Source organism: Halomonas sp. 328 (assembly GCF_015645095.1).
In the GTDB taxonomy this organism is placed as follows: Bacteria; Pseudomonadota; Gammaproteobacteria; order Pseudomonadales; family Halomonadaceae; genus Bisbaumannia.
On the sequence record NZ_JADOTW010000038.1, the window covers coordinates 1 to 23,491 of the forward strand.

At 71.2% G+C, this 23,491-nt stretch carries 18 protein-coding genes; all 18 read left to right on the forward strand.

Features of this window, described 5'->3' with window-relative positions:
• Window positions 1–419: 419 nt before the first annotated feature.
• The 18 genes from tssB to IHD13_RS16135 are packed head-to-tail and all read left to right on the forward strand — an operon-like array spanning window position 420 to window position 23,487.
• Complete coding sequence (gene tssB / locus IHD13_RS16050) at window positions 420–926, forward strand: type VI secretion system contractile sheath small subunit (protein WP_195862046.1); 507 nt, start codon at window positions 420–422, stop codon at window positions 924–926.
• 33 nt (window positions 927–959) lie between these two features.
• Window positions 960–2,447 (forward strand): type VI secretion system contractile sheath large subunit, encoded by a 1,488-nt coding sequence (gene tssC / locus IHD13_RS16055; protein WP_195862047.1) that lies wholly within the window; start codon window positions 960–962, stop codon window positions 2,445–2,447.
• A gap of 13 nt (window positions 2,448–2,460) precedes the next feature.
• A complete protein-coding gene (gene tssE / locus IHD13_RS16060) occupies window positions 2,461–2,883 on the forward strand; it encodes a type VI secretion system baseplate subunit TssE (protein ID WP_195862048.1) in 423 nt (140 codons plus the stop codon).
• 22 nt (window positions 2,884–2,905) lie between these two features.
• Window positions 2,906–4,669: a type VI secretion system baseplate subunit TssF gene (tssF, locus tag IHD13_RS16065; RefSeq protein ID WP_195862049.1), complete on the forward strand. Its 1,764-nt coding sequence runs from the start codon at window positions 2,906–2,908 to the stop codon at window positions 4,667–4,669.
• Complete coding sequence (tssG, locus tag IHD13_RS16070; RefSeq protein ID WP_195862050.1) at window positions 4,633–5,649, forward strand: type VI secretion system baseplate subunit TssG; 1,017 nt, start codon at window positions 4,633–4,635, stop codon at window positions 5,647–5,649. The genes tssF and tssG overlap by 37 nt, the downstream gene beginning before the upstream one ends.
• Before the next feature lie 5 nt (window positions 5,650–5,654).
• Entirely contained in the window at window positions 5,655–7,010 is a 1,356-nt protein-coding gene (gene tagH, locus IHD13_RS16075; RefSeq protein ID WP_195862051.1) for a type VI secretion system-associated FHA domain protein TagH, read from the forward strand.
• Window positions 7,007–7,543, forward strand: a complete 537-nt coding sequence (gene tssJ / locus IHD13_RS16080; protein ID WP_195862052.1) for a type VI secretion system lipoprotein TssJ — start codon at window positions 7,007–7,009, stop codon at window positions 7,541–7,543. The genes tagH and tssJ overlap by 4 nt, the downstream gene beginning before the upstream one ends.
• The gene (gene tssK / locus IHD13_RS16085) at window positions 7,543–8,877 is read left to right on the forward strand and encodes a type VI secretion system baseplate subunit TssK (RefSeq protein WP_195862053.1); all 1,335 of its coding nucleotides are present in this window, start codon (window positions 7,543–7,545) and stop codon (window positions 8,875–8,877) included. The genes tssJ and tssK overlap by 1 nt, the downstream gene beginning before the upstream one ends.
• A gap of 3 nt (window positions 8,878–8,880) precedes the next feature.
• Window positions 8,881–9,720, forward strand: coding sequence for a type IVB secretion system protein IcmH/DotU (icmH, locus tag IHD13_RS16090; protein WP_195862054.1), 840 nt, complete (start codon window positions 8,881–8,883; stop codon window positions 9,718–9,720).
• An 8-nt stretch (window positions 9,721–9,728) separates the two neighbouring features.
• A complete protein-coding gene (gene tssH / locus IHD13_RS16095; RefSeq protein ID WP_195862055.1) occupies window positions 9,729–12,338 on the forward strand; it encodes a type VI secretion system ATPase TssH in 2,610 nt (869 codons plus the stop codon).
• A 3-nt stretch (window positions 12,339–12,341) separates the two neighbouring features.
• Complete coding sequence (locus tag IHD13_RS16100; RefSeq protein WP_195862056.1) at window positions 12,342–13,904, forward strand: sigma-54 interaction domain-containing protein; 1,563 nt, start codon at window positions 12,342–12,344, stop codon at window positions 13,902–13,904.
• Entirely contained in the window at window positions 13,901–14,536 is a 636-nt protein-coding gene (gene vasI, locus IHD13_RS16105) for a type VI secretion system-associated protein VasI (protein ID WP_195862057.1), read from the forward strand. Before IHD13_RS16100 ends, vasI begins: the two co-directional genes overlap by 4 nt.
• Before the next feature lie 10 nt (window positions 14,537–14,546).
• Entirely contained in the window at window positions 14,547–15,953 is a 1,407-nt protein-coding gene (tssA, locus tag IHD13_RS16110) for a type VI secretion system protein TssA (RefSeq protein WP_195862058.1), read from the forward strand.
• A 59-nt stretch (window positions 15,954–16,012) separates the two neighbouring features.
• The gene (gene tssM / locus IHD13_RS16115) at window positions 16,013–19,651 is read left to right on the forward strand and encodes a type VI secretion system membrane subunit TssM (RefSeq protein WP_230086379.1); all 3,639 of its coding nucleotides are present in this window, start codon (window positions 16,013–16,015) and stop codon (window positions 19,649–19,651) included.
• Complete coding sequence (locus IHD13_RS16120; protein WP_195862060.1) at window positions 19,635–20,225, forward strand: GNAT family N-acetyltransferase; 591 nt, start codon at window positions 19,635–19,637, stop codon at window positions 20,223–20,225. Before tssM ends, IHD13_RS16120 begins: the two co-directional genes overlap by 17 nt.
• A gap of 28 nt (window positions 20,226–20,253) precedes the next feature.
• The gene (locus IHD13_RS16125) at window positions 20,254–20,541 is read left to right on the forward strand and encodes a type VI secretion system PAAR protein (RefSeq protein WP_195862061.1); all 288 of its coding nucleotides are present in this window, start codon (window positions 20,254–20,256) and stop codon (window positions 20,539–20,541) included.
• Between the two features lies 1 nt (window position 20,542).
• The gene (locus tag IHD13_RS16130) at window positions 20,543–22,579 is read left to right on the forward strand and encodes a type VI secretion system Vgr family protein (protein WP_195862062.1); all 2,037 of its coding nucleotides are present in this window, start codon (window positions 20,543–20,545) and stop codon (window positions 22,577–22,579) included.
• Window positions 22,576–23,487, forward strand: a complete 912-nt coding sequence (locus tag IHD13_RS16135) for a DUF4123 domain-containing protein (protein WP_195862063.1) — start codon at window positions 22,576–22,578, stop codon at window positions 23,485–23,487. The genes IHD13_RS16130 and IHD13_RS16135 overlap by 4 nt, the downstream gene beginning before the upstream one ends.
• Window positions 23,488–23,491: the final 4 nt, after the last annotated feature.

The following is a 23,491-nucleotide window of genomic DNA, read 5'->3' on the forward strand; positions in this document are numbered from 1 at the left end:
ACCCGCCCTGGTATTTCTGGGCGAGTATTCAGGAGCACTGGACACATCAGGTGCTGCGCTTATTGGTTGAATTCAGGAGACACAGCCCTCCCCGTCAGCGCATCCCTCAATCGCGACACCCCAGAAATAATCCCGAAAAGTCATGAATCTACAGCATATTTTTCGATTTTTTACCATTTGAAACCCTGTCCACCGGGGCCGTTCCCCCGCCTGCAAGAGCGGGACAATGTTGCTATCATCGCGCACCTGAGAACGATTCCACCCCTTTATTAAAGGTCATGCGGCGCCGCTTATATCAGCGCGTCTCTGTCGCCGACCTCATTATGATAATTGGCTCCACCCATACTCGGAGCCATCTCGTAGTTGCTGCAAACCACAAATCACGGATAGACGCACCAGGTTCGTCAGGGAGATTGATCATGGCCAAAGATGGCACCGTCGCACCGAAGGAACGGATCAATATCAAGTATGTGCCGGCCACCGGCGACCAGCAGGCCGAAACCGAGCTGCCCCAGAAGCTGCTGATCGTCGGCGACTTCAAGGGCGGCCCGGAAGAGGCCCCCATCGAGGAGCGCAGCGCCGTCTCGGTGGACAAGAACAACTTCCAGTCGGTGATGCGCGAGGCCGGCCTGACGCTGCAGACCAGCGTGCCCAACCGCCTCGAAGAGGGCGACGAGCCCACCGACCTGCCGGTGGAGCTGGCCTTCCAGTCCCTCGCGGACTTCGCCCCCGATAGCGTCGCCCGCCAGGTCCCCGAACTGCGCAAGCTGGTGGAGCTGCGCGAGGCCCTGGTGGCCCTCAAGGGGCCGCTGGGCAATGTCCCCGCCTTCCGCGACCGCCTGCAGCGCCTGCTGGAGAGCGACGAAGCGCGTCAACAGCTGCTGGCCGAGCTGGATCTGCTCGAGACCCGCGACGACAACGCCTAACCCATCGCACGGCAACGGAACCGAGGCACGCTCATGACCGACACGGCACAACAGCAGCAACAGGCGACCGAGACCCAGACCCAGACCGAGGAGAGCCTCCTCGACCAGGTAATGGCCCAGACCCGCATGGCTCCCGCCGACGACGGCTACGACATCGCCAAGCAGGGCGTCGCCGCCTTTATCGGCGAACTCCTGCGCAGCGACGACGGCACCCCCCAGGTCAACAAGGCGGTGGTCGATCGCATGATCGTCGAGCTGGACCGCAAGATCGGCCAGCAGGTGGACGAGGTCCTCCACCATGCGGAGTTCCAGCGCCTGGAATCCTCCTGGCGCGGCCTCAAGCTGCTGGTGGATCGCACCGACTTCCGCGAGAACATCAAGCTCGATGTCCTGCATGCCACCAAGGAGGAGCTGCTGGAGGACTTCGAGTTCGCTCCGGAGCTGAGCCAGAGCGGCCTCTACCAGCACGTCTATGCCGCGGGCTACGGCCAGTTCGGCGGCGAGCCGGTGGCCTCCATCATCGGCAACTACGACTTTTCGCCCTCGACGCCGGACATCAAGCTGCTGCAGTACACCGCCGCCGTTGGCGCCATGGCCCATGCCCCCTTCCTCTCCTCGGTGGCGCCCAGCTTCTTCGGTATCGACAGCTTCGAGGAGCTGCCGAACATCAAGGACTTCAAGGCGATCTTCGAGGGGCCCAAGTACGCCCGCTGGCGCAGCCTGCGGGAGTCCGACGATGCCCGCTACCTGGGCCTGACCGCGCCGCGCTTCCTGCTGCGCATGCCCTATGACCCGGTGGAGAACCCGGTCAAGAGCTTCAACTACCGGGAGACGGTCAGCGAGAGCCACGAGCACTACCTGTGGGGCAACACCGCCTACCTGCTGGCCGAACGCCTCAACGACAGCTTCGCCAAGTACCGCTGGTGCCCGAACATCATCGGCCCCCAGAGCGGCGGCGCCGTGGAGAACCTGCCGGTGCACACCTACGAGGCCATGGGCCAGCTGCAGGCCAAGATCCCCACCGAGGTGCTGGTCACCGACCGCCGCGAGTTCGAAATGGCCGAAGAGGGCTTCATCTCGCTGACCATGCGCAAGGGCAGCGACAACGCCGCCTTCTTCTCCGCCAATTCGGTGCAGAAGCCCAAGACCTTCCCCAACACCGCCGAGGGCAAGGCCGCCGAGACCAACTTCAAGCTCGGCACCCAACTGCCCTACATGTTCATCGTCAACCGCCTCGCCCACTACATCAAGGTGCTGCAGCGCGAACAGATCGGCTCCTGGAAAGAGCGCCAGGACCTGGAGCGTGAGCTCAACGCCTGGATTCGCCAGTACGTGGCCGACCAGGAGAACCCGCCCGCCGACGTGCGCAGCCGCCGCCCGCTGCGCGCCGCCTCCATCCAGGTCTCCGACGTGGAAGGCGACCCGGGCTGGTACCAGGTCTCCCTGGCGGTGCGCCCGCACTTCAAGTACATGGGCGCCAACTTCGAGCTGTCGCTGGTGGGTCGCCTCGACAAGGAGTGAGGGCCCCCGAGCCATGACGCATCATCGTGATGGCCGGCCCCGCGGACGGCTCTTCGAGCGCCTGATGGCGCCCCATGAGGCCCCGGGCACCGACTCCGCCCTCGAAACGGTGGAGTCGGTCAAGCGCCACCTGGTCGATCTGCTCAACAGCCATCCGGGGCACAGCGAATCCGCCCCGGAGCTGGGCCTGCTCGACTTCAACGATGCCACCATCGGCGTGCTGGACCTGGAGCTCAACGTCCAGCGCGCCATCCGTCAGTGCATCGAGCGCTTCGAGCCGCGCATCCGTCGCGCCGAAGTGGAGTCGCTGCCCAATACCGGCGCACCGTTGCAGTTGCGTTTCCAGGTGCACGCCACCCTGGACCTGGGTGCCGACCAGGCGGAGGCCACCATCGACCTGCTGCTCAACGACAAGCGCTACCAGTGCCTGAACTGACCACCACCGCGGCGAGGTCCGTATGCTCAATCGCTATTACCGGGATGAGCTCAATTTCCTGAGACGCCAGGGGCGGGACTTCGCCGAAGCCAACCCCGGCCTGAGCCGCTTCCTCTCCGAGCGCAGCACCGACCCGGACGTGGAACGGCTGCTCGAAGGCTTCGCCTTCCTCACCGGGCGCATGCGCGAGAAGGTGGAAGACGAGTTCCCGGAGCTGACCCACTCGCTGATCAACATGCTGTGGCCCAACTACCTGCGTCCGGTGCCCAGCATGACCCTGGTCCAGTTCCAGCCGATCTGGCATGCGCTGAGCGCCAGCCAGCGCATCGCCGCGGGCACCGCCCTGGCCAGCCGGCCGGTGGACGGCACCCCCTGCCGCTTCCATACCTGCCACGAGGTGGTGCTCTACCCCCTGGAACACGCCGGGGTCACCGCCCAGCATTCCCGGGAGGCCTCCATCGTCGAGCTGGCCCTCGACGTGCACAGCGACCAGCCCCTGGACGAACTGGGCATCGAGGCGCTGCGCCTGCACCTGGGCGGCGACGGCTATACCGCCCGCACCCTCTACCTGTGGCTCAACCACTACCTGGCGCGCATCGAACTGGAGGTGGATGGCGATACCCAGCGCCTGCCGGCCACCACCCTCAAGCCGGTGGGCTTCGAGCGCGAGCATGCCCTGCTGCCCTACCCGCGCAATGTCCACCAGGGCTACCGCATCCTCCAGGAGTACCTGTGCTTCCCCGAGGCCTTCCAGTTCGTGGAGCTCGAGGGTCTGGGACGCCGGCTGCCGCCGCGCCAGGCCCGGCGCCTGACCCTGCGTTTCGTCTTCTCGCGGACCCTGCCGGCGGACGCCAAGGTGCACGACGAGCACCTGGCGCTCTACTGCACCCCGGCCATCAACCTCTTCGCCCACGACGCCGACCCCATCGACCTGAGCGGCGAACGCAGCGAATACCGCATCCACCCCAGCAGCCGCCACCCCGATCACTACGAGGTGTTCAGCGTCGATGCGGTGCAGGGCTGGCTGGAGAGCGCGTCCGGCAAGATTCGCGGCAAGCCCCGGGACTATGTGCCCTTCGAGAGCTTCCAGCACCAGATCGAACGCGACCGCCAGCGGGAGTCCCTCTATTACCGGGTGCGGGTCCGCGACAGCCTGCGCGGCGACGGCTTCGACCATGACATCGCCTTCGTGCGCGGCGACGAACGGGCCTGCCTGGGGCTGCGCGAGACCCTGTCGCTGCGCCTCACCTGCAGCAACCGGGCCCTGCCGGAGCGACTCACGGTGGGCGATATCTGCGTCCCCACCGAGTCGAGCCCGGCCTATGCCGATTTCCGCAACCTGACCCGGCCGACGCCGACCCTGCGCCCGACCCTGGACGGCAGCCTGCTGTGGACGCTGATCTCCAACCTGTCGCTCAACTACCTGTCGCTGCTGGAGCGCGACGCCCTCTGCTCGGTGCTGCGCGCCTACGACTTCCGCGCCCTGGTCGACCGCCAGGCGGAGCGGGTCTCCCAGCAGCGCCTGGCCGGCATCGCCGCCATCGAGACCCGGCCCATCGACCGCCTGGAGCGCGGCCTGCCGGTGCGCGGCCTGCGCTCGACCATGACCCTGGAGCAGTCGGCCTTCGGCGACGAGGGCAGCCTCTACCTGTTCGGCAGCGTGCTGTCCCACTTCTTCTCCCTGTACGCCAGCATCAACTCCTTCCACGAGTTGCATGTCATCAACCGTCACAACCGAGAGCGCTACGCATGGACCTTGCGGCCGGGCCAGCAGCCCCTGATGTAGCGCTCCGGCCCCTGCTCGACGGGGCCCGGCGCTACGACTTCTTCCAGCTCGTCGAACTCCTGCACCGCTACCACGGGGATGACCTCGAGGCGGCCCAGGAGGCGCCGGGGCGTGAACGCCTGCGCTTCCACGCCTCGGCCTCCCTGGGTTTCCCCGGCAGCGACGTGGTCGAGCTGGCGCCGCGCCCCGGCGACGGCTATGCCCTGGAGGTCAGCTTCTTCGGCCTGCAGGGCACCCAGTCGCCGCTGCCCGGCTACTACCTGGAAGCCCTGGCCCACGGCCGTGCCCACCGCGAGGGCACCGCCGGCGACTTCCTCGACTTCTTCAACCACCGCCTGCTGACCCTGATGCACCGGGCCTGGCGCAAGTACCGCCACTATGTCCGCTACCAGGACAACGCCAGCGACGGCTTCTCGGCGGCGATCTTCGCCCTGGTGGGCCTGGCCGACGACGACCTGCGCGGCGAGACGCCCATCAACTGGAGCAAGATGCTGGCCTACGCCGGCCTGCTGGCCGGGCGCTCCCGCTCACCGGAAGTGGTCAGCAGCATCGTCTCCCACTGCTTCGACCTGGACGAGGTGGAGATCGAGCAGTGGGTGCAGCGCTGGGTGGCGATCCCCGAAGACCAGCGCAGCCGCACCGGCCTCGCCGGCATGACCCTGGGACAGGACATGAGCATCGGCGAGCGGGTCGCCGACGTGGGGGGCAAGTTCGCCCTCTGCCTGCGCGGCCTCAGCCTGGCGCGCTTCCGCGACTTCCTGCCCGATGGCCACGAGCACGCCGCCCTCAAGACCCTGATGGCCTTCGTGCTGCGCGAGCCCCTGGCCTACGACCTGGAGCTCGAGCTGCTGGAGAGCGCCGTCAAGCCCATGCGCCTCGGCGAGGCCGGCAGCAGCCAGCTCGGCTGGACCACCTTCGTCAACCCCGACGCCCAGGGCGCCAGTCGGCGCCGCCGGGTCCGCATTCAGATGACAGGGTAATGCCCATGCACGCCTCCCCCCATCACGACGCCATCACCCTGGTGGTCACCAACAGCGAACGCCTGGAGGGGCGCTCCACCAGCAGCCATGTGTTCGGCGACGCCGGTGGCACCCTCGGCAGCGGCGGCGGCGACGACTGGCTGCTGCAGGATCATGCCGGGCGCATTCGCCCGGGGCACGCCGAGATCCGCCGCATCGACGGCCGCTTCTGCCTGATCGATCGCAGCGGTCACACCTTCGTCAACCAGGCCACCCTGCCCCTGGGGCGCGGCCGCCGCGCCGCCCTGCGCGACGGCGACGAACTGCGCCTCGGCGACTACTGCCTGCGGGTGCACCTGGGCGATCGCCAGCAGGGCACCCCGGGCAGCCAGCCGCTGACCCAACTGATCGACGAGGAGCCCGAGGCCCTCGAGCACGACGGTCTGCCGGCCACCCAGGTCCCGCTGGGGAGCCAGGCGAGCCGCGGCCTGCAGCAGGAGGATCCCCTGGAGGCCCTGGGCGGCGTCAGTCCCGGCGCCGGCCAGCAGGACCCCATGCTGGCCCTCACCGAGCCCGAGGCCGCCGAGGCCCTGACCACCGATGACGACCTCCTGGCCACGCCCCATGGCGACGGCCGGGGCCACCCGCCGCGGCACGCCACGGCCGTGGACATGCCGACGATTCGCACCAACGAGGACCTGATCATGGATGAACGGCTACTGAATGACCTGGAGCGCTCGGTGGGCGAGCAGCTCGAGGAGCGCTGGCACAAGCCCCAGGCCGGCGCCACCGGCCACGTGGGTGCCGACCCGCTGCTGCGCGGCCTGGGGGCGGAGCTGCCGCTGCGTGACAGCGAGGAGCAGCAGGCCTTCCTGGCCGAGGCGGGCCAGACCCTGCGCGCCGCCCTGGAGGGACTGATGGCCCTGCAGCGCGCCCAGGACGACAGCCGCTACCCGCTGCGCGACCGCCGCCTGCAACCCATCGAGGACAACCCCCTGCGCCTGGGCCAGGCCTACCCGGAGACCCTCACCACCCTGTTCGCCGCCGATCGCAGCCCGGTGCACCTCTCGCCGCCGGCCGCCGTGGCCGAGTGCCTGACCCACCAGGGGCAGCACCAGCAGGCCGTGGAGGAAGCCATCGAGCAGGCCCTCGGCGCCATCCTCGATGCCTTCGCCCCCGAGGCGCTGCTGCGCCGCTTCCACGCCTACCGCGGTGCCGGCCACCGCCTCGAGGACGAGGGCGGCTGGGCCTGGGAGATGTACCGCCACTACTACCGGGAGCTCAACTCCGGGCGTCAGCAGGGCTTCCAGAAGCTGTTCTGGGAAGTCTTCGAGCAGGCCTATGACCACTCGGTACGTCGCCAGCAGCGGGAGGACGCATGAAACGACTGCTCGCCTCCGGCCTCGCCCTGCTGCTGATCGCCGGCCTGCTCGGCGGCTGTGCCTCGACCCGGGAAGCCGCCGGCAAGACCTGGCAGGTGGTGCGCGACCCCTCGATCCCGGTGGGCTACCCCGAGGACCGGCCGACCCTGATCGACCTGGCGATGATCGCCGAGCCCGACGTCAACCCCAACCGGGAGGGCGAGGGCACGCCGCTGCGCTTCCAGGTTCTCCAGCTCAAGGACGACTCCATGCTGATGGCCGCGGACCTCGGCCAGCTGCGCGACGACCTGGAGGAGGCCCTGGGCACCAACTACCTGAGCCACGACGACTTCACCCTGCTGCCCGGCCAGTGGAAGTTCTACGAGCCCTTCGAGGTGGATCCCGAGACCCGCTACCTGGGCATCATCGCCTTCTACGGCGACACCGAGCAGGCCGAGTGGAAGAAGGTGGTGCGGGTGCGCGCCCGCGGCGAGCACCACCACCTGCTGGTCCACCTGCGCGCCCATGAGGCCGAACTGAGGAAGGAAGGCTGATGGCCAGTCGCAATCGTGTGGTCTGGAGCGAGGGGCTCTTTATCAAGCCCCAGCACTTCCAGCAGCAACAGCGCAGCCTGGAGGGGCTGATCGATGCCCGCCTGGAGGGTATCGGCCAGCACCTCTACGGCTTCCTCTCCCTGGAGCTCAATGCCGAGTACCTGAGCTTCGGGCGCGTCGCCCTGAGTCGTGCCAGCGGGGTCATGCCGGACGGCACCGCCTTCCGCCTGCCCGACGACGATATCGAGCCCCGGCCCCTGGAGATCGACGACGCCGCCATCGCCAACCAGGTGGTCTACCTGGGTCTGCCCCTGGCCACCGATGCGGTGGCCGAGGTGCGCTGGCCCGGCGACGACCTGCCGGCCCGCTATCGCCTGGAGCCCCGCGGGGTGCGCGACCTGCACTCCCGGGACGGCGACACCACCGACCTGGAACTGGCCCGGGTGGCCCCCCGGCTGCTGCTCGAGAACGAGGACCGCAGTGCCTACGCCTGCCTGGCGGTGGCGCGCATCCACGAACGCCGCCCCGACGGCAGCCTGGTGCTCGACGAGCAGTTCCTGCCCACCCTGCTCAATGTCCAGGCGGCTCCCCGCCTGGGGCGCTTCCTCGGCGAGATGGCCGGGCTGATGCGCGAGCGCGCCCGCAATATCGCCCAGCGCCTCGCCTCGCCCCAGCAGAGCGGCGTGGCGGACGTGGCCGACTTCATGCTGCTCCAGCAGCTCAACCGTGCTCAGCCGCGCTTCGCCCACCTGGCGCGCCTCGGCCGGCTGCACCCGGAGCGCCTCTACGCCGAGATGCTGGAGACCGCCAGCGAGCTGGTCACCTTCACCGACGAATCGCGGCTGCCGCCGGAGTTCCCGGCCTACGATCACGACCACCCGGAGCGCGCCTTCCGGCCGCTGATGCAGAGCCTGCGCCAGGCCCTCTCCACGGTGCTGGAACCGCGCGCCATGGCCATCCAGCTGCAGGCCCGCCGCTACGGCCTGCTGGTGGCGCCGCTGGCCGACCCCGGCCTGATCGAGAACGCCGACTTCATCCTCGCGGTGCGCGCCGACCTGCCCCACGAGCGCCTGCGCAAGCTGTTCCTGCAGCAGACCAAGGTGGCCAGCGTCGAACGCATCCGCGACCTCATCAGCCTGCAGCTGCCGGGGATCCCCCTGGAACCGCTGCCGGTGGCCCCCCGGGAGCTGCCCTACCATGCCGGCTACAGCTACTTCCGCCTCGACCGCAGCGGTCAGGCCTGGAGCATGCTGGAGGGCGCCAGCGGTTTCGCCTTCCATGTGGCCGGCGACTTCCCGGGGCTGGAACTGCAATTCTGGGCGATCAGGAGCTAAGCCATGAACGAGCTAGTGCGCCGTCGCGACGGCATCGAGGACGCGGAATTTTCGGAGGTCGGCCGCCACGAGGATCGCATCGACGACCGCGGCCTCGAGCACCTGATCCATAGTCACGCCGAACACCTGGACGCCGACGAGGCGTTCTGGTTCCGGCTGCGCGGCTACAACCTCAACCCCCTGGTGGATGCCGCCAGCGGCCTGCTGGGCATGGTACTGCGGGTCCGCCAGCTGGAGGCCCTGGACGATATCGAGCGCCTCTACCGCCAGGTGGTGGACGAGATCGCCGCCATCGAGATCGAACTCACCGAGCAGGGCTACGACCGCCCCACCCTGCTGGCCTACCGCTACGTGCTCTGCTCCTTCATCGACGAGGCGGTGATGGGCACCCCCTGGGGGCGCCAGAGCGTCTGGGCCGAGCACTCCCTGCTGACCCGCTTCCACAACGAGACCTGGGGCGGCGAGAAGGTCTTCTCGATCCTCGCCCGCCTGCAGCAGGAGCCGCGCCGCTACCGGGACATCCTGGCCTTCATCTACCTCTGCCTGTGCCTCGGCTTCGAGGGTCGCTACAAGGTGATGCCCCAGGGCCGCGACGAATACGAGCAGGTGGTGCGCGCCCTCGGCGACCTGCTGGCCTCCCTGGAGACGCCCCCCGAGGACGAGCTGACCCGGCCCCTCGACAACGTCATGGGCGGCGGCCGCCGCCGCGGCCAGGGCCTGCCGGTGTGGGCCCTCTTCACCCTCTTCGCCGGCGCCATGGTGGCCACCTACGCGGGCCTGGCCTGGTCGCTGGACCAGCAGGCCCTCCAGGTCACCGGCCTGCTCGATCAGATCTTTCGATAGGAGATAGCATGCTCAGGGTAGAGCTTCCGGCCCTTATCGGCCGCCTCAACGCCATCGCCCGCCAGGGCCTCGAACAGGCCGCCGTGCTGTGCGCCGAACAGCAGGCCCCGGAGGTCACCGCCGGGCACCTGTTGCAGGCGCTGATCGACCAGCCGCTGTGCGACCTGCGCTGCCTGCTCGAGGCCGCGGGCATCGACGCCGCCCAGCTGCGCGCCCGCCTCGCCGAGGAGAGCCGGCCCCCCCAGGACCTGCGGGTCACCACGCCGAGCTTCTCGCCGCTGCTGGTGGAACTGCTCCAGGACGCCTGGCTGCTGGCCACCACCGAGTTCCGCCACGACAGCCTGCGCAGCGGCATGATCTTCACCGCCCTGCTGCACAACGCCCCCCGCTACCTGGGGTCCGGCGGCGTCGCCCTGCTGGCCGACATCAACCGCGAGGCCCTGCGCCGCGACTTCGCTCGCCTCACCGCCGACTCCGCCGAGGCGCCAAGCCCCGAGGCGGCGACCGCCCCGCGCCGCGCGGCCCCGGGCGACGAGCCCGACAGCGCCCTGGCGCGCTTCGCCAGCTCGCTCACCGAACAGGCCCGGCGCGGCGAGCTCGACCCGGTGCTGGGCCGCGATCCCGAGATCGATCAGATGCTCGATATCCTCGGCCGCCGGCGCAAGAACAACCCCATCGTCATCGGCGACGCCGGGGTCGGCAAGAGCGCCGTGGTGGAGGGCCTGGCCGCGCGCATCGTCGAGGGCCGGGTGCCCGGCGCCCTGGCCGGGGTCGAGCTGCTGGCCCTGGACATCGGCGCCCTGCAGGCCGGCGCCGCGGTCAAGGGCGAGTTCGAGAAGCGCCTCAAGGCGGTGATCGAGGAGGTCAAGGCCGCGCCACGGCCCATCCTGCTGTTTATCGACGAGGCCCACACCCTGATCGGCGCCGGCAACGCCGAGGGCGGCAGCGACGCCGCCAACCTGCTCAAGCCGGCCCTGGCCCGGGGCGAGCTGCGCACCATCGCCGCCACCACCTGGCGCGAGTACAAGAAGTACTTCGAGAAGGACCCCGCCCTGTCGCGGCGCTTCCAGCCGGTCAGCCTGGCCGAGCCCAGCACCGCCCAGGCGCTGGTGATCCTGCGCGGCCTGCGCGACACCTACGAGGCCGCCCACGGCGTGCTGATCGGCGACAGCGGCCTGCGCGCCGCCGCCGAGCTCTCGGCCCGCTACCTGGCCGGCCGCCAGCTGCCCGACAAGGCCATCGACGTCCTGGACACCGCCTGCACCCGCCTGGCCCAGGCCCTGGACACCCCGCCGCGGCGCCTCAGCCACCTCAAGAGCGAACACCTGGCGGCCCAGCGCGAGCGCGACCAGCTCGACCGCGAGCGACTGCTGGGGCGCACCCCGGACGCCGCCCTGGTCGACGAGCTGAGCACCCGGCTGGCCCGCCTCGACGACGAGCTGGCCAGCCTGGAGGCCGCCTGGGAGGCCCAGCGCCAGGGCGTCGACGCCATCCTCGCCCTGCACCGCCGCCTGCTCGAGGACGACACCCCGGAGGCGGAGCGCAGCGCGGCCCGCGCCGAGCTGGCCGAGCGCGAGGCCGAGCTGGAGGCCCTGCAGCGGGAGTTCGCCCTGGTCAACGCCAGCGTCGAGGAGGCCCAGATCGCCCAGGTGATCGGCGACTGGACCGGCGTCCCGGTGGAACGCATGACCCGCGACGCCCTGACCCGCCTCACCGAGCTGCCCGAGCACCTGGGCCGCGAGGTGCAGGGCCAGGGCGTGGCCATCGAGCGCATCCACCGCCACCTGCTCACCGCCCGCGCCGACCTGCGCCGCCCCGGCCGCCCCCTGGGCGCCTTCCTGCTGGTGGGCCCCAGCGGCGTCGGCAAGACCGAGACGGTGGTGCAGATCGCCGAGCAGCTCTACGGCGGCCGCCAGTTCCTCACCACCATCAACATGTCCGAGTACCAGGAGAAGCACACGGTGTCGCGGCTGATCGGCTCGCCGCCCGGCTACGTGGGCTTCGGCGAGGGCGGCCTGCTCACCGAGGCGATCCGCCAGCGCCCCTACTCGGTGGTGCTCCTCGACGAGGTGGAGAAGGCCCACCCGGACGTGCTCAACCTCTTCTACCAGGCCTTCGACAAGGGCGAGCTGGCCGATGGCGAGGGGCGCCTGATCGACTGCAAGAACGTGCTCTTCTTCCTCACCTCCAACCTCGGCTACGAGGCCATCGTCGCCCATGCCGACGCCCCCGAGGCCCTGGACGAGGCGCTCTACCCGGTACTCGCGGACTTCTTCCGCCCGGCCCTGCTGGCGCGCATGGAGGTGGTGCCCTACCGCCCCCTGGACGACGCCACCCTGGATGCCATCGTCGGCGCCAAGCTGGCGAGCCTGGCCGCACGCCTCGGCGCCCGCCACCGCCAGGCCGAGGTGGTGCTGGACGAGGCCCTGGCGCAGGCGATCCGCGCCCGGGCCACCCGCAGCGAGAACGGCGCGCGCATGCTGGAGTCGGTGATCGACGGCGAGCTGCTGCCGCCGCTCTCCCGCGCCCTGCTCGAGCGCCTGGCCCGCCAGGAGCCGGTCTCCCGGGTGGTGCTGGGCGTCGATGCCGACGGTGGCTTCACCGCGGAGGTGGCCTGAGCCATGGCGTCTCGGGAGCGGGAGGTCACCCGCCTGGACGGCATGGCCCTGGCACTGGCCCTGGTGGAGAGCGAGGCCCCGCCGGCCCTGCGCCGCCGGGCCCGGGAAGTGCTGGGCGATTGCCGGCCCACGGCCTGGGTCGACTGCCTCTACCTGGCGGAGAACGGCCGCCGGCTGGCCGGCGACGACGCCGACTGGCACCTGGCCTGCGACGACTTCCGCCACCCCTATGCCCATGCCATCCGCCGCGGCGAGCCGCTGCGCCTGGCCCTGGGCGAGGCCCGCTCGCGTCTCGATCACCCGGACTTCCAGGCCCAGGTGGCCGGACTCTCCCATGAGTGGCACCTGGAGATCCGCCCGCTGCGTGCCCAGGACGGCGCCCGGGAGTGGCTGGGCGCCCTGGCCCTGGCGGACACCCCCGAGCGCCTCGCGGCGCTGCTCGACGATCCCGGCTTCGCCGCCTTCGAAGCCCTGCTGTGCCGGCTCTGGGCGCGCCTGGCGCGCCACCAGGACGAGCGCGACCGCCAGGCGCGGCTGCGCGACTCCCTGACCCAGCTCAGCGATGGGGCCCGGCGCCGCGCCCTGGCCGAGCGCCTCGGCGAGGACCTGCTGGGCACCTCCGCGGCCAGCCAGGCGCTGCGCGACCGGGTGGTGCGCGCCGCCGAGACCAACCTGGCGGTGCTGCTGCAGGGCGAGACCGGCACCGGCAAGGACCGGGTGGCCCGGGCGATCCATCGCCTCTCGGCGCGGGCCGAGGGCCCCTTCATGGCCATCAACTGCGCCGCCATCCCCGAGTCGCTGCTCGAGGCGGAGCTGTTCGGCCACACCAAGGGCGCCTTCTCCGGCGCCGACCAGGCCCGGGACGGGCTGATCGGCCAGGCCGACGGCGGCACCCTCTTCCTCGACGAGATCGGCGACATGCCGCTGCCGCTCCAGGCCAAGCTGCTGCGGGTCCTGGAGAGCGGCCGCTACCGCCCCCTGGGCGCCGGCGAGGAGCGCCAGGCCGACCTGCGGCTGATCGCCGCCACCCACCAGCCGCTGCGCGAGCGCATTCGCGACCGCGGTTTCCGCGCCGACCTCTACTACCGGCTCGGCCAGTTCCCCCTGGCGCTGCCGCCGCTGGCGGCGCGCCGCGAGGACATTCCCCTGCTGGTGGAGGCCTTTATCGCCGACTTCTGCGCCCGGGAGGGACGCCCGGAAATGGGCATCACCTCCGCGGCCCTGCGCCTGCTGCGCGAGCGGGACTACCCCGGCAACGTGCGCGAGCTCAAGAACCTGATCGACTACGCCTGCGCCATGACCCGCCCCGGCGCGGACATCGGCCCCTCGGCGCTGCCCGGCGTCGACGCCGGCACCCTGGCGCCGGCCTCCCGTGCCTCGGCCAACGAACTCGACCTCTATGCCATCGACGACCTGCGTCAGGCGATGCGTCACTTCGAGGCCACCCTGATCCGCCAGCGGCTGGCCCGCTTCGACGGCAACCGCGCCCGGGCCGCCGAGAGCCTGGGGCTGCCCAAGCGCACCCTGGCCCATAAATGCCAACGGCTGGAGCTGGATACCCCATGAGGCTGCCGACCCCCCCCCTGCTGCTGGCCCTGCCCCTGGCCTGGCTGGCCCTGTCGCCGGCCCAGGCCGACGAGGCCGCGCGCCTGGTCGAGGCCCGGCAGTGCGCCACCCTCGACTCCCGGCTCGACCGCCTGCGCTGCTACGACGCCCTCTTCCAGGACGCCCCGGCCCCCGCCGACGATGCGCTGCCGGCGCTGTGGCAGGCGGTGCTCGATCAGGAGGCACGCCGCGACGACGACGCCTTCGGCCTGCTCGCCGGTATCGCCGACGACGAGGTGCTGCTGACCGCCCCGGCCCTGGGCAGCGTCCCGCCGCGTCCGGTGCTGGTGATCAGCTGCAAGGAGTCGATCACCCGTTTCCAGCTGCACCTGCCCGAGGCCCTCGACGCCCCCCGGGCGGCGCTGCGCCTGGGCGGCGCCCGGGGCGACCTGGCCCAGACCTGGCGCATCCGCGACGGCGGCCATGTGGTCAGCGGCGGACGCGGCCTGCCCGCCATCGACACCCTGCGCCGGCTGCTGGATAGCGAGACCCTGACCCTGGCCAGCGACCTGGCCCCCCTCGACGGCCTGCGCTTCGAGCTGGGCGACCTGCGCCAGCAGATCCAGCCCCTGCGCGATGCCTGTCGCTGGTAAGGAGCCGAGCATGCGAATCACCGACCGCACCCACCTCGAGCCCCTGCTGGCGCCCCTGGCGCCGGCCCCCGAGGCACCACCCCTGGACGAGCTGGCCGACTTCGCCTGGCTCGACGAGGAGATGATGAAGATCGGCTCGCTGCAGCACGGCGAGATGGACTGGGCCGGCGCCGAGGCCCGGGCCGCCCGCCTGCTCGCCGAGGCGGGCAAGGACCTGCGGGTGCTCGGCCACCTCCTGCACTGCCTGCAGCACGATGCCAGCCCGCGGCGTTTCACCCTCTCCCTGGAACTGCTGGCCGGTAGCCTGGCGGCCTGGTGGGAGAGCGCCACGCCCTACGCCGGCCCCCGTGGCGCCCGGGCCCGGCCCAAGCTGTTCACCCAGTTCACCCAGCGGGCGGTCAAGCTCGCCGGAGGCCTGCGCTTTAGCCAGGCCTCGCACCACGACGACGCCCTGGCGGCCCTGGCCGCCCTGAACGACGCCGCCGCGGCCCGGGAGCTGCCGCTGGACGCCCTGGAGGAGCTGCAGCGCCTGCTGGAGCGGCTGGCCCCCGGCCAGCCGGCCGATCAGGGCGAGGCGGCCAAGCCCGCCGGCGCCGGGACGACGCCACCCGCGACGGCCCCGGCCCCCGCGGCCCCCGAGGCGCGACTGGAGTCGGGCAACGAGCGTGGCAACCGCCAGGCCCTACTGGCCATGGCCGACTTCCTCAACGACCAGGTCCCCGACGAGGCCCTGGGCTACCGGCTGCGCCGCCATGCCGTCTGGAGCCTGATCCAGTCACTGCCCGCCGCCCGGGACGATGGCCGCACCGAGCTGGCCCCCATCGCCGCGGACCGGGCGGCCGACTACCGGGAGGCCCTGGCCCGCGGCGGCGACACCGCCCTGTGGCGGCGCATCGAGACCAGCCTCGCGCTGAGCCCCTACTGGCTGGAGGGGCATCGCCTCAGCGCCGGCCTGGCGGAACGCCTCGGCCATCCACGCTGCGCCGAGGCGATTCGCGACGAGGCGGCACGCTTCGTGGCCCGCCTGCCGGGCCTGGAGGGGCTGCGCTTCAACGACGGCAGCCCCTTCGTCGACGACGAGACCCGGCGCTGGCTGCAACCGGCGGCCGCCCCGGCCATGGCGGCCGGCGGCGCCGGGGGCGACCCCTGGCAGGCCGGCCTCGACGAGGCCCGCGAGCGCCTCGCCGAGGGCGACCTGGCAGCGGCCCTGGCCGGCCTCGACCAGGGACTGGCGGCGGCACAGGCCCCCCGGGACGCGGCCTACTGGCGCCTGGCCAGCGCCGACCTGCTGCGCGAGGCGGGGCTCGCCGCCCTGGCCACCCAACACTATCGGGCCATCCAGCAGAGCATCGCCGAGATCGGCCTGGAAGCCTGGGAGCCGGCGCTGCTGGCGCGGCTCGAGGAGGCACTGCAATGACCAATGGCATCACCAAGCACATCGACAGGGACGAGGGTTAACGGCACATGTGGAAGAGCATGAAATCCAGGCTGAGTCGCTTCGTGCCCGGCATGGCCCGGGCCGAGGCCGGAGCAAAGCAGGCGAAGATGCGCGGCAACCAGGCCAAGGGCCTGAGTCGCCTCGCCTTCGCCCTCTGGTGCCTGCTGGCGGTGATCGCCGCCGCGGCGATCTGGTGGCTGGGCCCGCTCTGGGAGCTGCGCGGCGGCTACCCCCTGGGGCCACGACTGCATCGACTGCTGGCGATCCTCGCCCTGGCCACCCTGCTGGCGGTGGTCTGGGGGATCCGCCTGGCCCGCCGCCTGCGCCGGCTGGACGCCGAACGCCAGGAGGCCGAGCGCCTGCAGAACGACCCCATCGCCAGCGAGGTACGCCGCCAGGAAGAGACCCTGGACGCCACCCTGGCGGAGCTGGTGGATAGCCTCGGCGGCGGCCCCGGGGCCCGCTACCGGCTGCCCTGGTACCTGGTGATGGGGGTCGAGAACGCCGGCAAGACCAGCCTGATCAACCGCTCCGGCCAGGAGTTCGCCCTGACCCGGGTGATGAAGGCCGCCGGCCATCGCAAGGGCAACCGCTTCGGCTTCGACTGGTGGATCGGCGACAAGGCGGTGCTGATCGATCCGGACGGCGAGCTGCTCACCCAGGGCGCCCTGGAGAGCGGCGAACCGGTGGAGCTGCAACAGCGCCTGTGGGATCACTTCGTCGCCTGGCTGGAGCACAACCGCGCCCGCCGCCCCCTGGACGGGGTGGTGCTGGTCCTCGACCTGGCGCGCCTCAGCGATGCCCGGGTGGCGGTGCGCAAGGCCTATGCCGCCCTGCTGCGGGCCCGCCTGCGCGAGCTGATGGAGCGCCACGGCGCCCGCCTGCCGGTCTACGTCACCTTCAGCAAGATGGACCTGCTGCACGGCTTCGACGACTTCTTCCGCCACTACTCCCGCCAGGCGCGCCGCGCGCCCCTGGGCTTCACCTTCAGCGCCGACAGCCTCGACACCCCGGACCGCTGGGCCGAGGAGTTCGCCGACGCCTTCGACGGCCTGCTCGAGCGTCTCAACCGCAGCCTGCCGACCCTGCTCAGCGAGTGCCGCGATCGCGAGGAGCGCGAGTCGGTGTTCCGCTTCGTGCGCCAGCTGGCGGGGCTGCGCGACGTCCTGCTGGGCTTCCTCAAGGAGGCCCTCTCCAGCGACCGCTTCTCCACCGCCGCCATGGTGCGCGGCACCTACTTCACCTCGGTCTACCAGCAGGGCGTGCCGGAGGACCCCTTCGTGGATGCCGCCGCCCGCCGCTACGGCATGAGCGATGCGGTGCAACCCGCCCACCGGGCCACCCGCAGCGCCCTCTACTTCACCGAGGAGCTGTTCGAGCGGGTGATCTACCCGGAGGCCGGGCTGGCCGGCGACAATGCCCGGGCCGCCCGCCGCCGCCGCCAGGTACGGCGCCTCAGCCTGCTCGCCTGCCTGTTCGGCGGCGCCGTGCTGGTGGGGGGCTGGAGCCACTTCTACCAGAAGAACACCCAGGCCCTGGCGGCGGTGGAGGAGAAGGCCGAGGAGTTCCTCGCCACCCAGCCCCGCGAGCTGCGCAGCGACGACCCCACCGGCTATGCGCTGCTGGAGCCCCTGGACCGCCTGCGCGAGGCGACCCTGGCCTTCGCCGACACCCGCACCCACCTGCCCTGGCTGGCCGATATGGGCCTCTACCAGGGCCACAAGGTGGGCCGTGCCGTGGATGACGCCTACCGGGCCGTGCTCGAGCACTATTTCCTGCCGGCGCTGATGGTCGGCATCATGGACGACATGAATCGCGCCGAGCCGGGCAGCAATGCGCAGCTGGCCCTGCTGCGCCAGCTGCGCATGCTCTCCGATGCCAGCGGCCGCCAGCCGCAGCGGGTGCGCGACTTCATGGCGCGGCGCTGGCAGGGCGACTTCCCCCAGCGCGGCAGCGTGCAGCGCCGCCTGCTCGATCACCTGGACTATGCCCTGGCCCATACCGACCTGGCGGGTCATGCCGCCGCCGGTGACCCGGAGGCCCAGCTGGCCATGGCGCCCTTCGGGGGCAGCCTCCAGGCCGCCCAGCGCACCCTCGCCGAGCTGCCCATGGACGAACGGGTCTATGCCACCCTCAAGGCCGGCAGCGACCGGCGCAGCGGCGCGGCCCTGGACCTGCGCCAGGGGGTGGGGCCCGCCTTCAGCGCCGTCTTCATGGCCCGTGACGACGACAACGACGCCCTGCGCATCCCCAGCCTGGTGACCCGGCGCGGCTTCGAGGGCTACTTCCTGAACGAGCTGGACCAGGCCACCGAGCTGGCCCTGGTCGATCTCTGGGTGCTCGGCCAGCGTGACGACATCGACTTCAGCGAGGCCGACCGCGCCCGCCTGCAGGGCGCCCTGCGCGAGCGCTACATCAGCGACTACCACGTCACCTGGCGGGAGGCCCTGGAGCGCATCGAGCTGGTGCCACTGCCCGACCTGCACCAGGCGGTGGTGGTCACCGATACCCTGCTCGGCGCCAGCCGACCGCTGGACCGGCTGCTCGGCGAAGTGGCCCAGCAGACCCGCCTCTACCCGGAACTGCCGGTGGACGACGAGGCCGCCCGTCAGGCCCTGGAGCGCTCGCCCCGCTACCGCCTGGCCGGCGATATCGAACGCCACTTCGTGCCCCTCAACGGCCTGCTCGAGGCCCGTGGCGACAACCCCGCCGACCTGGCCGAGATCAAGGGCGCCGTCGGCGAGCTGCGCGACTACCTGCGCCAGGTCCAGGGCGCCAGCGACCCGGGCCGCGCGGCCTTCGTCACCGTCCGCGATCGCCTGGTGCTGAGCGGCGGCGACCCCATCCACACCCTGCGACGTCTGGCCGAGGAGACCCCGGCCCCGGTGGGACCGATGCTCGAGAGCCTGGCCGACCAGAGCTGGCGGCTGCTGATGACCAGCGCCATCCGCCATATGGAGCACCAGTGGCTCGACGAGGTGGTCGCCCCCTACCGGGAGCGCCTGGCGGGCCGTTACCCGCTGGCCCGGGACGCCTCCCGCGAGGTGGCCCTGGGCGACTTCGAGGCCTTCTTCGCCCCCGGTGGCATCCTCGACGGCTTCTACCAGGACAACCTGCGACCCTTTATCGAGGCCGCCCCGGAGCAGCTCGAGGATGCCGAGGGCAACTCCCTGATCCGCCCCGGGGTACTCGCCGCCGTGCGCCAGGGCGAGCGCATCCGCGAGGCCTACTTCGGCCGCGACGGTGCCCTCGACGTGGAGTTCAGCCTGGAGCCCCTGAGCCTCAGCCCCGACAAGCGGCGCAGCGTGATCAGCGTCGACGGCCAGCTGATCGAGTACGCCCACAGCGGCAGCCACCGGGTCTCGATGATCTGGCCCAACGCCCTGCGCGGCGACACCGAAAGCCGGGTGACCCTGGTGCCCAGCCAGGTCAATCGCTCGCCCCGCAGCCTGACCCGCGGCGGTGCCTGGGCCTGGTTCCGACTGCTCGACCAGGCGCAGATCACCGGGGCCGGCGAGCGCGAGCTGGAACTGCGCTTCCAGGTGGATGGCGGCACCATGAGCTACCGCCTGCACGCCAACGGCAGCCGCAACCCCTTCACCCGGCCGCTGGCCGCCGGCTTCCGCCTGCCCACCGCCCTCTATGCCGAAGGAGGCCTCCATGCTGACGACGCTTAAGCGCTGGCTGGGTCGCGACACCGCGGCGGCGGCTCACGAGTCACCACATGAGCCCCATCGCGGGGCCGCCGGCGGGGGCCTGGTGGCCGCCCGGGCCGAGGAGATCGAGGCCTTTCTCGAGTCGGCCCGCCGGGCCGACGCCCAGGGGCAGGCCCCCTGGGTGCTGCGCGACGAGGCGCGCCTGGCCACCCTGCGCCGTGCCCTGGAGTTCACCCTCCACCGCGGCCGCTGGCTACAGCGGGAAGGCGAGGCCGTCGCCCACTGGCAGGGGCGCTTGCTCGCCTTTCGCCATGGTGAGGGGCCGCCGCTGGGCATGCTGCTGGCGGTCCGCCCCGACGAGGAGGCGGCCTGGCAGCTGCGCTTCTTCTTTATCGATCCCCAGTGGCAGGGCAGCGGCCACGGCGCCCGCCTGCTGCTGGCCGCCCGCCGCGAGCTGGCCGGCACGCCGCTGCACTGCCGCCTGCCGCTGGCCTGCACCGCCGCCGTGACCAGCCTGGAGCGTGCCGGCTTCCGGCGCATGCAGGTGGATGCCACCGAGGTGGCCAGCTTCGAAGCCCCCGCCGAATGGCATTGACGCCACACCAGAGAGGAGACAAGGACGCATGGGACGCAAACTCGTACTCGTCGGCGATATCGGCACCGACCATGACGGCTTTCCGCCGACCCCGGTGATCGCCGGTAGCCCCACGGTAGTGATCGACGGCAAGCCGGTGGCCCGCCAGGGCGACCCCCTGGCCCCCCACGACAAGCCCAAGCACCCGTCGCACCCGCGCGCCATCGCCGAGGGCTCGGCCACCATCCTGATCGACGGCAAGCCCGCCGCCCTCACCGGCCACGCGGTGAGCTGCGGCGGCGTGGTGATCGGTTCCGCCACCGGGGAGGGCAGCTAAGATGGCCGATTCGACCGGACTGCAGTTCACCCTGACCCTCGCCGGTGCCGCCGACCTCGACCTGGCGGTGCTCGACTTCACCCTCGACGAGGCCCTCTCGGCGCCCTTCCGCCTGACGCTGCAGGTCGCCAGCCGCGACGGCGAGCTGAGTGCCGAGGCCTTCCTCGACCGCGAGGCCAGCCTCACCGTCTGGCAGGACGGCGAGCCGCTGCGCCGCGTCCATGGCATCGTCAGCGAGTTCGCCCGTGGCGATCGCGGCCACCGCCGCACCCTCTACCACCTCGAGGTCCGCCCGGCGCTATGGCGCCTGGGCCTGCGCCACAACTCGCGGATCTTCCAGCGGGTCTCGCCGCTGACCATCATCAACACCCTGTGCGAGGAGCGCGGCCTCACCGACGTGGCCTTCGCCGTGACCCGCGAGCCCGAGGAGCGCGAGTACTGCGTGCAGTACCGCGAGAGCGACCTGGCCTTTATCCAGCGCCTGGCCGCCGAGGAGGGGTTGTGCTTCTTCCACGAGTTTGAAGACGCCGAGGGCGGCACCCATCGCCTGGTGTTCGCCGACGATCCCCAGGTGCTGGGTGCCCTGGGGCCGCGCCCCTACCATGGCCGCGCCGGCGGCACCCCGCCGCTGCGCCATCTGCGCAGGCTCAAGCAGGTCGCGCGGGTCCGGCCGGCGTCGGCGACCCTGAAGGACTACTCCTTTAAGCAGCCGGCTTATTCACAGCTTCATGAGCACGCCGCCGACGGGCTCGATGCGCATGCGCAACGGGACGACTACGAACACTACGACTACCCGGGCCGCTACAAGGCCGACGCCTCCGGCAGCGCCTTTACCCGTATCCGTCTCGAGGCCCTGCGCCACCAGGCGCTGACCGCCGAGGCCGAGAGCGACCTGCCGGAGCTGGCCCCCGGCACCCGTTTCACCCTCGAGGGCCATGACCTCGAGGAGACCAACCGCGACTGGCAGGTGGTGGCGGCGGTTCACACCGGCACCCAGCCCCAGGCCCTGGAGGAGGAGGCCGCCCAAGCCGATGGCCTGACCACCCTCGCCAACACCCTGGTGCTGGCCCCCGCCGACCGCGCCTGGCGCCCCGAGCCGCCCGTCCGGCCCCGGGTCGACGGCCCCCAGGTGGCCTTCGTGGTCGGCCCCGAGGGCGAGGAGATCCACTGCGACGAACACGGCCGGGTCAAGGTGCAGTTCCCCTGGGACCGCTACGCGGCCCCCGACGACACCGCCAGCGCCTGGCTGCGGGTCAGCCAGGGCTGGGCCGGCGGCGGCTACGGCGCCATGGCCATTCCGCGCATCGGCCACGAGGTGATCGTCTCCTTCCTGGAGGGCGACCCCGACCAGCCGATCATCACCGGGCGCACCTATCACGCGGTCAACACCCCGCCCTACGCGCTGCCCGAGCACAAGACCCGCACCGTGCTGCGCACCCAGAGCCACCAGGGCGAGGGCTTCAACGAGCTGCGCTTCGAGGACCAGGCCGACCAGGAGCAGATCTGGCTGCACGCCCAGAAGGACCTGGAGCTGCTGACCAATAACGACCGCACCGAGGAGATCGGCAACGACAGCCACCTCAAGGTGCACCACGACCGTATCGCCGAAATCGACAGCGACGACCACCTCAGCGTGCACGGCAACCGCCATGCCCAGGTGGACGGCGACGACCACCTGATCGTCGGCGCCAGCCGCCACGAGCGCTACGGCCGTGCCCAACTGGTGGAGGCCGGCCAGGAGGTCCACCACAAGGCCGGCATGAAGGTGGTGGTCGAGGCCGGCGCCGAGATCACCCTCCAAGCCGGCGGCAGCTTCGTCAAGCTCGACCCCTCTGGGGTCACCATCAGCGGCGCCAGCGTCAAGATCAACTCCGGCGGCAGCCCCGGCGCCGGCTCCGGCCAGGCCGCCGAGGCCCCGCAACTGCCGCGGGAAGTGGAAGCGGCACCTCGGTTCACGCCGATCCAGGCCCCCCAGCATGCCGCCCTGCTCCAGCAGCAGGCGCTGTGCCCGGTCTGTGAAGGGGGTAGCGAGGGGTGAGCATAAGGCGTTGGCCACTGGCCCAAGGACTCCTGGGTGGCGAGTGGCAGTGGCCCAGCGAGCAGAGGGTGTATCTGCTGCTCGACGGCGTGCGAGTGGAGCAGCTGGCCCGTCGGCTCTATGAGTGGTCCGAGGGCCACCTGGAGGCGGACCTGCTGTATGCCGGCACCCCCTGGTCCGACGTCGATAAGGTCTCGCCCTGGCTGGTGCAACTCGCCGGGGCGGAGGATCCCGTCCTGCGGCACTTCCTGGAGGAGGGCCTCGCCCCGGAATGGGGCTACCTTATCGCCAGCGCGTGCGACCTCACCGAGCTGGGTGATCATCTGCGCGGCCTGATCCAGGTCGTGCACCCCAGCGGAGTGCCGATGTTGCTGCGACTGGCCGACCCGGCGGTAATCGCGGCGTTATTGGAAGCGGACAGCTCGCCGGCGCAAGTGCCCTGGGGGCCGATCCAGACCCTGCTGGCCCCCGATGCCGTGACGGAAACCTGGCAATGCTGGTCGCCCGCGATGACCGAGGCCGAATCTCTTCCGCGGGACGGTGCCTATCGGCTCTCGGAGCCGCAGCTCGAGCGACTCCAGGCCTGCGACCGGCGCCGCGACACACGCCAGTTGATGGCCTTCGTGGATCGCCACTGCCGCGATTGGCTGCCCGATACCGGGACGCCACAGCGCCATGCACGGCTCACGGCCATTATCCAGGAGGCCCGGGGAATGGGCTTCGTCGCGCCACGCGAGTGGGCGCTGCTCTGCACCCTGATGGCCCGCCTCGGCATCACCACCTGGTGCGATCACGCCACCGATACCAGCGCCTATCGCTGGCTCACGGCGACGCACCTCGGCGCCCTCGAGCGTCTCGAAGCCGCCCTGGAAGCGGCCACCACTCATCAATCCCCCGGCATGACATAGGGAG